A 12,393-nucleotide genomic window follows, 5' to 3' on the forward strand; every position below is an offset into this window, starting at 1 on the left:
CTCTTTTGCTCTATTTGCTTTTGTAATACATTGATAATCAGTGTCTGAATTTTCGAAAAATCATTTGTAGTACACAAGGGGGTATTGTATATCAGCGGTTTACATGTTTACTTTGGGGCATGTATTTCAAAGTATCCATGCGCACCAACCCCGAAACGGGAATCTATAGCGGTTATTACCGTGTTTAGTGGAGAGCTAGCGTCATTACGCTACCTTTACAAAGCGAAAATCTGTAGTACACAAATCCGAACTCGAAAATGAACAATTCATTGAAATACAGGCGCTGGCTTTAGGATAGCTGCAAAATGGGTTAAGAATAAGCACACAAAACATCTCAAGGAAAGACAAAAGAGATCTTGAAGCTGGCATGACCAGGGGATTCCTGAGGTTTATTAAAATACCCCCCGTAGGGGAAAAGACCGGTAGCATTGGGAGGAATTGTTTTCCTCTCGCCCCAATTGGGGAGAAAGATGGTTTGCTGACCTTCTTCTACCGAACGATAAGACAAGTCCGATAAGATTTTGAGACATGAGAATTGGTAGAAATAATAGCAAATCACTAACTAAACGACATTAAATCATCATCTGAAAAAACGCTGTGCTCCTGCGCCGCAGCGTTCATTGAAAACCACCCGGTTACGCCCTTGAATCATCTGCTTTCTTATTTATACGCAAGGCGTTACAAACTAACTCAAAATCCGCCCTCATTGCTCAATTCTCATTGTCGCATCTGCTGATGCCATATAAGCTAACACCCGCTGCGCCGTCAATTCATCCTGACGGCAACACGCCATCCCCATGCGTCCCGACACATAACTTGCCAAATACTCCTGCTCTGGCTGACCTGGCGTGGGGATCAACAACGCTCCCTTGCGAAGCCTGACCAAATCCATCAACGACGAATAACCCGAACGACAAACAACCACTGACGCTCTGCATATCAAATCTTCCATCTTCTCATCAGGTAAATGGGAATAAACCATCACCCCTCCATCTGCTTGCATCAACTCGTTTTGGCGATCAGGCTCACCGCAGATGACAATGCTGCGACACGACAATTTTGAAAATTCGGCTATCATCAATTTTACCAGCATGGAACGATGCGGCTCAGGGCCCGAAACGATGCCCAACACATAATCCTCCTTTACCTTAGGCGCAGACATGCATGAAAATCGCGACAAAAAACCAATGTAAATAACATTGCAAGGCAAGGGGGTCACTTGCGACAACATCCCTGCCAGTGATCGACTCCCTTGATGATCAGGAACCCAGCATTCATCAAAACGCTCAATCCAACGCCGGAGCACGCGCTGAACCAGTGGCTCACAAAATCGCCACAATCCCGGCAATCTAACCTTCAACTGATGCGTCACCAACACCGACTTCACCCCGCGATGCCACAATCCATATCGGTTGTCAGAAATAACCATCGACGGCTGATACTGCAACACCAACTCGACCAGGCGTTGATGCTCCTTCCTTTTCGTACGCAAAAACGATGGAATCAACCCCAGCATCGCCCACACCTGTTGATTCCCCGACGAATAACTCACACGATAGCCGGGCAATGACACCGCTTCACACTCGGGAAACGAATGCGCAAGCAGCGACAACGATGCCCCATGACCGCAAATGATCACGCGCTCTCGACGATGTACAAACTCTCGTATCACCGGAATCATGCGGGTGGCATGACCCAAACCCCAATCAAGGGGGCAAATCAGAATAGGACCTCCTGACTTCATATCGAACACTTTCAGATGGGTGGCTTTTTTAAACCAACAAATTCTATATGAGGTAAATATATGATTTTATCTAATGGACGATATTTTGTCCCTGCAAATGTTGGCGAAATGGTATATTGAATTCCTTTACCTTGTCCCACTGTTACAAGACAACTTTCTGTTATTAACTTTGATAAAACTCTTTTTAATGTTGCATAACTGACAGAAATGTCAACATTATCGTGGACTTCCTTCGAAGAACAGGCCCCTCTTTGCTTTATCAAAGTCAATTATCTGTTGTTCTCTTGAATCATTCATTCTGAATAATTAGCTCATGAAGACAGCTTTCATAGCTCATTCAACGAACTATTTGAGCTGTATTTCTTCTTAAGATGAGCCACACGCAATTCAACTCAGCGTCTTTGCTCATCAGCTTTTTTCTGAATCCGTGTTCATTAAAAACGTCCTCGCTCTCATTCTCCTCCGCCTGGGGAGGACTGGAAAGGGCTAAACCATAATCATCATTCAACCCGACACCTGCACCGGAATCCCCAATATCCGCACCTTTTCGGCTATCTCCGACAACTCTGCCAACGATACTTTCTGCAACGTATCAAAAGGCGTATCTCGCTCAATGGTATATATCATCACTTGCGAAGGCTTAATGCGATTGAGCAACTGTAACCAAGGCTCTACATCGGCTGCCGTGGTGTTATCGACCATCGCCCCATCATATCTCCCCTTCACAAACATGGTTTGAATGGTCAATTGACCCTGAAAATGCATCAAATGATTCACAAGTGCTTCCAGACTAAAGGCGCCCACCGGACGATCGAGCTGACAAATCGTCGCTTCTCGCCCGCCATCCAGCTTAAGGATATTATCATCCACCTTCAACAACGCCTGATAAACATCGGATCGTTGGATGCGTGTGGCATTCGACAACACGGCAATTCGCGCTCGAGGACAATACTGATTCCGTAAAACAATCACATCATCAACCACGCCGGCAAAGTCGGGATGAAGTGTCGGCTCTCCGTTGCCGGCAAAAGTGATCACATCGGGCAGCTCGCCCGACCGGCTCATCGCGGTTAACTTTTCTTCTAAAAGCTCACGTACCTGATCGCGCGTGGGTAACTTCTCGCCGGTGGATGTCGTCTCGTTCAATCCGCATTCACAATAAATGCAATCAAACGAACAAACCTTGCGACTATTGGGCAATAAATTGATTCCCAGCGACAAACCCAATCGTCGGCTTCGCACCGGCCCAAAGATGGTCTGATCAAATAAAAAAGTTGGCATAAAACTATTGGTTTCCGACAAAGTTAAATTTTTTGGCTCAATGTCGATTATTGTGAGTAAACAAAACATGAAAGCACGAAATCAACACAAGGTAACTAAGCCGCCTTCGGAAACGAGCCCTGTCTAACACTTCGATACACAGGAGCTGATTATTGGCGAGTTCCATCTGACCAATTGAAAACAAATAATATACAGATGAAAATGGCGTTAAAAAAATCATAGGCCTGAGCGTTAAAAAATATGCGCTGTTTGAGCTTGCGAGTTCGCAGATTTTAGCGAAGGCCTATGATTTTTAGCCATTTTACGTCAGCGGCGGCCTTTTTTGCTTACTTTTTGGGGCTGTAGCCAATTCAGCGGAGCTCAGCGACGCTTAATCATGAGGGCAAATGAAAACAAACCCTTTCCGAATAAAAAGTAAGAGCCTGCCCGGCTCGAGGGCACGAAATATTGGGTTGCGTGAATTGATACTTATGATTACCCACACAAATCAGAATAGAGACAAATTTTTTTACCCGCTTACCCCCTGAATCTCCCATGATGATTTTTTACTGTTTTTGCTATCTTTGGGAAATTTTTGTCATTTCGGACTCTTTGCATGCAATTCAAACAGGTCATTGGTCAACAGCCCATTAAGCAACAGCTCATTCGAATGGTTCACGAGAACCGTGTTAGCCATGCGTTGTTGTTTGCAGGAAATCCGGGCACCGGCAAACTGGCCATGGCGCTGGCGCTGGCGCAATATCTCAACTGCACCAATAAAAATGACGATGACGCCTGTGGCCAATGCCCTTCGTGCCGAAAAATGGCCAAGCTCATCCACCCCGACCTCCATTTCGTTTTCCCCGTACACAAGGCCGATAACCGCGAACTCAGCGACAACTTTTTGCCCGAATGGCGAAAAAGAGTATTACAATCACCCTACTTCGACCTCACTCAATGGATGACCGACATTGGCAGCGAAAAGGCTCCCGGAACCATATACACCAAAGAAAGTGGCGAAATCGTGCGTAAACTCAGCATGAAATCCTACGAAGCCGAATACAAAACCATGATCATCTGGTTGCCCGAAAAAATGCGCGTCGAAGCAGCCAACAAGCTCCTCAAACTCATTGAAGAGCCTCCCGCTAAAACCATCTTCCTGCTCGTCTCCAACCAGCCCGCCGAAGTACTGGGAACTATCCTCTCGCGTAGTCAGCAGATTCGATTCCCTCGTCTCGCCGACAAAGACCTGGTGCAACATCTAACCTCCGTCGACGGCATTTCCGCCGAGCAGGCCTCCTTTGCCGCCCGACTGGCCAATGGCAGCTACCTGGCCGCTCGCGAAGTCATTGCCCAGAGCGATGACCAGGCATATTTCTTCGACCGGTTCATCTGGATGATGCGATGGGCTTATCAACGAAAAATATTTGAACTGCTCCAATGGGTCGATGACCTGGCAAGCCAAAACAAAGTGAAACAAAAGAATTTTCTCGACTATGCCATCCGCATGATTCGCGAAAACTACGTGATGAACTTTGGACAGGCCGACATTGTTTACCTCAACAGTGAGGAAAACGAATTCTCTCAAAAATTCGCCCGTTTTATCAACGACAGAACCGCTTTGCCCATCATGGAAGAAATGTCTCTCGCCATCGCTCACCTGGAGCAAAACGGAAACGCGAAAATCATCTTCACCGATTTGGTGCTGAAAATGATTATCTTGCTCAAAGAATAGCACACTCGTGCCATGGCTTTCCCGGGCACTTTCAATATATATCGCAACACGTTTAAAACGTTTATAACATGCAAGAAGAGATACTTGAAACACACGATAAATGCACCGCTTGCACATCTCGTTGCAACAAACTCGAAGTCTTCGATTGGCTCAGCGACTTGCCTCAAGGCGTGTCGGCCAACGACATCGTTGAAATACAATTCAAAAATACTCGCAAAGGTTATTACCGCAACAGCAATGCCATTCATCTCGAAAAAGGGGATGCGGTTGCCGTAGAAGCGTCTCCGGGGCATGACATTGGCGAAGTCTCACTCACGGGCGAACTGGTGCTGATGCAGATGAAAAAAAACAACATTTCTCCTGCTTCGTACGACTTCAAACGCATTTACCGAAAGGTGAAACCCGTGGATATTGAGAAATGGGAAGAAGCCAAAGCACTTGAACACGAAACAATGCTCGAGTCGCGCCGTATCGCGTCTCGTCTCAAGCTCAACATGAAAATCGGCGACGTCGAATACCAGGGCGACCGGACCAAGGCCATCTTTTACTACATTGCCGACGAACGCGTTGACTTTCGCGAACTCATCAAACTGCTGGCCGAACGATTCAAAATCCGAATCGAGATGAGACAAATTGGCGCTCGACAGGAAGCCGGGCGAATTGGGGGCATTGGCCCTTGCGGCCGCGAACTATGCTGCTCCACTTGGATGACCAACTTTGTGTCGGTAACCACCAATTCGGCTCGATACCAGGAGATATCACTCAATCCCCAAAAACTCGCCGGACAATGCGGCAAACTTAAATGTTGCCTCAACTACGAGTTAGATGCATACATCGACGCCCAGCAAGACTTCCCGAGAACAAACATCCCCCTCCGGACTCGCGAAGGCGTCTTCCTGCACTTCAAAACCGACGTATTCAAACGCCTCATGTGGTACACGCTCGAAAACAACGGTAGCTCAGGCCTATTTGAAGTTTCCGTCGACCGCGTCAAAGAAATCATTGCCATGAACCGTAAAGGCATTGAAGTGGACAAACTCATCGAAAACGCACCCAAACCCGCCACCAAAGAAATCGGATTCCACAACGTGGTCATCGAAGAAAGCCTCACTCGCTTTGACGATAAAAACCGCCGAAATCGTGACAAACGCGGAAACAACCAACGAAACCGCCCTCAACGTCCGGGAAATAACCCGCGCAACAATGCAGCGCGCGACGAAGCTAACGACTCTACTCCAATGCAGTCGCAAAACCCCGAAGGACAGACTTCGCAACCCCGTGAAAACCGCCAGCCTCGCATCATCAAGCCCCAGGCTCAGAACGGCTCCGATGGGAATCCGATCCGCCGCGAACGCGACAACAATGCCACGCGAACGAACCAGCAACATCGTGGGAATCGCAACCGTCCCTCAAACCGTCCTCGTGGCGGAAATCAACCCAATAACAAAACACCCGATGCTCCGGCAAATGAAACGAGCCATGAGTAAGCCTTACTCACGCAGAAAGATGATTACTGGCGAGTTCCATATGACCGATGAAAAACAAATTATGAACACATGAAAACTAAACGCTGTTGGGGGTTGGGATGCATTGGTTTCTTCTTGATTTCGGTGGCCTGCGACCGTCACAAAGTGACGGAGGCTTTCTATGCCACCACCCAAAACCAATGGAACTCCGACTCAGTAGCTGTTTTCAGCATCGCTCCTCCCGACTTGAATCAATCATACAACCTGTTGGTCAAACTCAACCATACCAACGATTACCCATTCAGCAACCTGTGGCTCTTTATTGAAACCACTTCCCCTTCGGGACTCACGGTCAACGACACCATCGAGTGTCTGATGGCCGACAAAGAGGGCAAATGGATGGGGCGTCAATGGGGAAAACATTATTACATCCACTTCCCCTGGAGACCCGCTTTCAAGTTCGCAGAAAACGGCAACTACCACATTTCCATCCAACAAGGCATGCGAGCCGAGTGGCTCAATGGCATCACCGAAGTGGGACTGCGTCTTGAAAAAAACAACGACTGATAGGATTCGCCGTCAATCCAATCTCTTCTATATTACTCTTTTGAGTGATCTGCTTTTTAATTTAAACGCAAGGCTTTACAAGTGAACTCAGCGCCTTTGCGTTTATTTTGACTCTGAAATGACACTATCATCTCAATAACTAACTGCTCTGCATTCATAAATTCACCCGTGGGAAAAAATAAACTTAAGAAATTTGCCGAACTGGCCACTTTCAACAACGTCATTGAAGCCGATTTTGACGACATCTTCCGTAAAGATTTTTTCAGAAAAGCGAACTGGAAACGTGATTTTTTTAAAAACGAGCATCCCATCGTCCTCGAATTGGGGTGCGGAAAAGGCGAATATACCGTGGGGCTGGGACGAATGTTCCCCAACAAAAACTTCATCGGCATCGACATCAAGGGCGCGCGAATGCACAAAGGCGCCAAAATGGCTCATGAAGCGGGAATGAACAACGCGGCTTTCCTGCGCACTCGCATCGAATTTATCACCTCATTCTTCGGCCCCAACGAAGTCGATGAAATTTGGCTCACCTTTCCCGACCCGCAAATGAAAAAAGCCACCAAAAGGCTAACTTCCACCTGGTTCATGAAAATGTATGCCTCGTTTTTAAAACCCGGGGGCATCATTCACCTCAAAACCGACAGCAACTTCCTATACACCTACACCCGTGAAATGGTGCGAATCAACAACATGGAAGTGATCACCGACCAAAACGACCTTTACCACTCCGATTACGTCGACGAAATTCTCGCCCTCAAAACACACTACGAATCGCAATGGCTTGCCAAAAACATTGCCATCAAATATTTAAAATTTAAACTCGATAACGGCTCCAACCTCACCGAACCCGACATCGAAATTGAATTTGACGAATATCACAGCAAAGGCGGCGGATACCGCGAACGACAAACTGTCGAGGGGCAACGCGTGGCAGGGAAATAACCGCCTTCCAACCGGTCAAATAGCATTGACTTCCAATTCGTGTGAATCAACAAACACACTTTCGTTGCTTTGCCTAGCGCCTCGTGCGATGACCAAAGAAAAAATTCGTGGAATTTTCGTGTAATTCGTGGACAAAAACCTCAATCTCTCCACATCCTCTAAATATCACGAATTTCCTATAAATCAATAATAAAAGCGCTTAAGACCCGTGACAAATCATTGGCCTTAAGCGCTTCATCACATGTTGCATCAAAGGTATTCACACACATAGGCCATAAAATCAGTGGCCTCTACCTTAAATCGCTCTCCCTTCTCTACGCGGAAAGACTCCCCTCGCTGATACGTTTTCCAGGCCTGACCCGGCAATTGTGCCTTCAATTCACCCCACACGATGTTCATGATCTCAATCGTGTCCGTGCCAAACTCATAACTGCCCGGTGCAATCACTCCCGCTGTGGCTTTTCCTTGCGCATTGTTAGCGGCAAGCGATTTCACCTTTCCGTCGAAATATTCATTTACTTTTATCATTTCACTAACCATTTTTGGGGTTTTAAATTGCAAAACAACACTTTTTTCTCCAATTAGCCTTCATTTTATAACATTTTCTACGCAATTCCCATTCCTCGTTTAACCTATTTTGACAATCTTAATTAGAACTAATCTAAACTTTTTGAGTAGTTTTGCGGTTATATTATTCAAGAAGCTCGACTGAGTAAGCGCTAAAAAAATCTCTCATCATAACCTGATGAAGCGCAAAGGAATAAGATTATAAAAAACGACTTCGCGTCTCTGTGCCTTTGTGTATATTTTTTTCAGCCTTTTCTTCCGACTTTGACGATTCATCCAATTGTGACATAATAAAGCATCACGTATGGCTACAGATCAAAATACGATTCTGGACGAGGTGACAGGGGGGGAATATAAATACGGGTTCGTGACCGACATCGAAACCGAATACATTCCGAAGGGATTAAATGAAGATGTGGTGCGTTTGATTTCTCAAAAAAAAGGGGAACCCGATTTCATGCTCGAGTTCCGTCTCGAAGCTTTCCGCCATTGGCAAACCTTGACGCTGCCCGAATGGGCGCACCTCAACATCCCAAACATCGACCTTCAGGAGATTATTTTTTATGCGGCTCCCCGCACGAAACCCAAATACAACAGCATCGACGAAGTCGATCCTGAACTGATTGACACGTTCAACAAGCTGGGCATTCCTCTCAATGAACAACTGGCTCTGGCTGGCGTGGCCGTGGATGCCGTCATGGACAGCGTGAGTGTTAAAACAACTTTTAAAGAAACCCTAGCCGACAAAGGCATCATCTTTTGCAGCATCAGCGAGGCCATACGCGAGTATCCCGATCTCATCAAAAAATACCTCGGCTCGGTGGTTCCCTATCAGGACAACTACTACGCCGCTCTAAACTCGGCTGTGTTTAGCGACGGATCTTTCGTTTACATCCCCAAAGGGGTTCGTTGCCCTTTGGAGTTGAGCACCTATTTCCGCATCAACGCCAGCAACACCGGGCAGTTTGAACGAACCCTCATCGTGGCCGACGACGACAGCTACGTCAGCTATCTCGAAGGTTGTACCGCGCCTATGCGCGACGAAAACCAGCTCCACGCTGCCGTGGTCGAAATCATGGTCATGGAACGCGCAGAAGTCAAATATTCAACCGTTCAAAACTGGTATCCCGGCGACAAGGATGGCAAAGGTGGGATCTTCAACTTTGTAACCAAACGCGCCATCTGCAAAGGCGATTACGCAAAAGTATCCTGGACTCAGGTTGAAACTGGATCGGCTATTACTTGGAAATATCCAAGCTGCGTGCTCATGGGCAACCATAGCGTGGGCGAGTTTTACTCCGTGGCGGTCACCAACAACCACCAGCAGGCCGACACTGGCAGCAAAATGATTCACTTGGGCAAGAACACCCGCAGCCTCATCGTCTCGAAAGGTGTCTCTGCCGGCAAAAGCAATAACAGCTACCGAGGACTGGTCAAAGTCTCGAAAAAAGCTGATAACGCCCGCAATTTCTCCCAATGCGACTCGCTGCTCTTGGGCAACCAATGCGGCGCTCACACTTTCCCTTACCTGGAAATCAACAACAGCTCCGCCAAAGTGGAACACGAAGCAACCACCAGTAAAATCGGCGAAGACCAGATATTTTACTGCAACCAGCGCGGTCTCTCTACCGAAGATGCCGTCGCGCTTATCGTCAACGGTTATGTGAAAGAGGTCATCAATCAACTGCCGATGGAATTTGCCGTGGAGGCTCAAAAACTCCTGCAAATCAGCCTCGAAGGCAGCGTGGGGTAACCCTCTCAGCTCCTGTTCTTCAAAAAAAACATACATTCCACGTTCGCTAAAAAAAAATGCACCATGCTTAAAATACGAAACTTACACGCTAAAATCGACGACAAGGAAATCCTGCGCGGAATCAACCTGGATATTAAACCCGGCGAAGTACATGCCATCATGGGACCAAACGGATCGGGCAAAAGCACCCTTTCGGCTGTCCTGGCTGGCAACGAAGCCTTTGAAGTCACTGAAGGTGAAGTCACATTTAACGGCAAAAACCTCCTCGACATGGCGCCGGAAGACCGTAGCCGCGAAGGCCTGTTCCTCAGCTTTCAGTACCCCGTTGAGATCCCTGGCGTTAGCATGGTCAACTTTATGCGCACGGCCCTCAACGAACATCGTAAATACCGCGGCGAAGCGCCCATGTCGGCCAGCGACTTCCTCAAACTCATGCGCGACAAGAAAAACCTGGTCGAGATTGACTCAAACCTTACCAATCGGGCCGTCAACGAAGGTTTCTCCGGTGGTGAGAAAAAGAAAAACGAAATTTTCCAAATGGCCATGCTGCAACCCAAACTGGCCATCCTCGATGAAACTGATTCCGGCCTCGACATCGACGCCCTGCGCATCGTGGCCAATGGCGTCACCAAACTCAAGTCGCCCGAAAATGCCACCATCGTCATCACTCACTACCAGCGTCTGCTCGATTACATCGTGCCCGACCACGTGCACGTACTTTACAAAGGTCGCATCGTCAAGTCGGCCGGTAAGGAACTTGCCCTCGAACTGGAAGAAAAAGGATACGACTGGATTAAAAAGGAATTCGAAGACTAAAACCGGGGATAAACCCGATAATGCTCTGCCATCATGAACGTAACCGAAATACTCTCCGGCCTGACCGAAGCGTTGGTGAATACTTATCAACAACATGCGGCAACGCTGGCCGAAAACCACGCTGCTGTGGTGAACCGCCTGCGTGAATCTGCACTGCCCGCTTTCGTCAAAATGGGCATCCCTAACAACAAGGTTGAAAATTACAAATACACCAACCTACAACCGCTGTTTGCCGGAAACTTCGAGTTCTTCCCGCATGCCGATACCGACATGCACATCACCACCGAAGCATTCAGATGCGACGTGCCAGACTTGCAATCGCATCTCATCTTCCTGGTCAACGGCGCTTTTGCAGGGGTCAGCAACAAGAACAACTTACCCAAAGGAGTTGAAATCAGCTCCTTTAAAGAATTTGCAACGCATCGCGCGCAAATCGTCGAACAATATTATGGCCAGGCAGCTCCATTGCATCACGACGGCATTGTTGCGCTGAACACCCTGCTCGCATCCGATGGATATGCCATTTATATCCCCAAAGGGGTTGTCATTGAGGAACCTCTGCAAATCGTTAACATTCTCACCGGCGACACCGATCGCCTGGTGATACAACGAAACCTCATTGTCGTTGAAGAGGATGCTCAGGTGCGCATCATGGTATGCGACCACACACTTAGTGCCAGCCGTTTCGTCGCCAACACTGTCACCGAGGTTTTTGTGGATCAACGTGCCATCTTCGACCTCTACAACTTACAAAACCAGCACAACCTCACCACGCAAATTGCCGGAACTTACATCCGTCAAAAAGCCAACTCTAACGTGATGAGCAACAACATCACCCTGCACACGGGGGTGGCGCGAAATAACATTCATGTGCACATGGACGACGAACATTGCGAAAGTCACGTTTACGGACTTTACCTCAACGATAAAAGTCAACACGTCGACAACTACGTATTCATGGATCATGCAAAGCCCAATTGCTTTAGCAGCGAGCTATTCAAGGGCGTCATCGACGACTATGCGTCGGCCGCTTTCACCGGCAGAATACTCGTGCAGCGCGATGCACAAAAAACGAATGCCTACCAGTCGTGCAACAACCTGCTGCTGACATCCGACGCCAAAGTAAACACCAAACCCCAGCTCGAGATTTACGCCGATGACGTAAAATGCTCTCATGGGGCCACTGTCGGACAAATTGACGAAAATGCCATGTTCTACCTACGCTCTCGTGGACTGAGCCCCGAGGAAGCCCGCATTTTACTCATGTATGCCTTTGCCTACGAAGTGGTCGAAAAAATTCGGGTCGAACCCCTCAAAGAACAAATCCGTACGCTGGTCGAAAAACGGTTCCGTGGCGAACTCGACAAATGCGATGCCTGCGTTCTCTGCGACAGCAAAGCGCGTACCGCCGGATGCATGTGACACGTCAAAATAAAAGTCTTCGCTCAATCGCGCCTCATTCCGTGAGCCTAACGCACTTGTGATTTTTACTATCTTTGAATCAAAGACCCAATTGGTTATCACGAATCAAGATCTTTAC

The 12,393-nt window shown here is 47.7% G+C and carries 10 protein-coding genes; 7 read left to right on the forward strand and 3 right to left on the reverse strand.

The features are described 5' to 3' along the window. Window positions 1–703: 703 nt before the first annotated feature. The gene (locus LX69_RS04740) at window positions 704–1,744 is read right to left on the reverse strand and encodes a glycosyltransferase (protein ID WP_111444684.1); all 1,041 of its coding nucleotides are present in this window, start codon (window positions 1,742–1,744) and stop codon (window positions 704–706) included. Between the two features lie 504 nt (window positions 1,745–2,248). Then, complete coding sequence (locus tag LX69_RS04750; RefSeq protein WP_111444770.1) at window positions 2,249–3,025, reverse strand: radical SAM protein; 777 nt, start codon at window positions 3,023–3,025, stop codon at window positions 2,249–2,251. Window positions 3,026–3,620: 595 nt separating this feature from the next. Between LX69_RS04750 and holB the strand changes: the two genes are divergently transcribed. The 4 genes from holB to trmB all read left to right on the forward strand — a co-directional run bounded on the left by holB (window position 3,621) and on the right by trmB (window position 7,717). Further along, complete coding sequence (gene holB / locus LX69_RS04755; RefSeq protein ID WP_111444685.1) at window positions 3,621–4,739, forward strand: DNA polymerase III subunit delta'; 1,119 nt, start codon at window positions 3,621–3,623, stop codon at window positions 4,737–4,739. A 68-nt stretch (window positions 4,740–4,807) separates the two neighbouring features. Continuing rightward, the gene (gene ricT, locus LX69_RS04760; RefSeq protein ID WP_111444686.1) at window positions 4,808–6,226 is read left to right on the forward strand and encodes a PSP1 domain-containing protein; all 1,419 of its coding nucleotides are present in this window, start codon (window positions 4,808–4,810) and stop codon (window positions 6,224–6,226) included. A gap of 69 nt (window positions 6,227–6,295) precedes the next feature. Then, on the forward strand, window positions 6,296–6,772 hold the full coding sequence (locus tag LX69_RS04765) for a gliding motility lipoprotein GldH (RefSeq protein WP_111444687.1): 477 nt from the start codon (window positions 6,296–6,298) through the stop codon (window positions 6,770–6,772). 168 nt (window positions 6,773–6,940) lie between these two features. Then, entirely contained in the window at window positions 6,941–7,717 is a 777-nt protein-coding gene (gene trmB / locus LX69_RS04770) for a tRNA (guanosine(46)-N7)-methyltransferase TrmB (protein ID WP_111444688.1), read from the forward strand. A 249-nt stretch (window positions 7,718–7,966) separates the two neighbouring features. On the opposite strand, the gene ppnP is transcribed toward trmB, so the two are convergent. Continuing rightward, window positions 7,967–8,245 carry a pyrimidine/purine nucleoside phosphorylase gene (gene ppnP / locus LX69_RS04775; protein ID WP_111444771.1) on the reverse strand — a complete coding sequence of 93 codons (279 nt, stop codon included), beginning with the start codon at window positions 8,243–8,245 and terminating at the stop codon, window positions 7,967–7,969. A gap of 343 nt (window positions 8,246–8,588) precedes the next feature. On the opposite strand from ppnP, the gene sufB reads away from it, so the two are divergent. The 3 genes from sufB to sufD all read left to right on the forward strand — a co-directional run bounded on the left by sufB (window position 8,589) and on the right by sufD (window position 12,275). Beyond that, a complete protein-coding gene (sufB, locus tag LX69_RS04780; protein WP_111444689.1) occupies window positions 8,589–10,037 on the forward strand; it encodes a Fe-S cluster assembly protein SufB in 1,449 nt (482 codons plus the stop codon). 63 nt (window positions 10,038–10,100) lie between these two features. Next, the gene (sufC, locus tag LX69_RS04785) at window positions 10,101–10,853 is read left to right on the forward strand and encodes a Fe-S cluster assembly ATPase SufC (RefSeq protein ID WP_111444690.1); all 753 of its coding nucleotides are present in this window, start codon (window positions 10,101–10,103) and stop codon (window positions 10,851–10,853) included. Window positions 10,854–10,886: 33 nt separating this feature from the next. Further along, a complete protein-coding gene (gene sufD, locus LX69_RS04790) occupies window positions 10,887–12,275 on the forward strand; it encodes a Fe-S cluster assembly protein SufD (RefSeq protein ID WP_111444691.1) in 1,389 nt (462 codons plus the stop codon). Window positions 12,276–12,393: the final 118 nt, after the last annotated feature.

Origin of the sequence: Breznakibacter xylanolyticus, assembly GCF_003254275.1 — a bacterium.
GTDB classification, from domain to species: Bacteria; Bacteroidota; Bacteroidia; order Bacteroidales; family Marinilabiliaceae; genus Breznakibacter; species Breznakibacter xylanolyticus.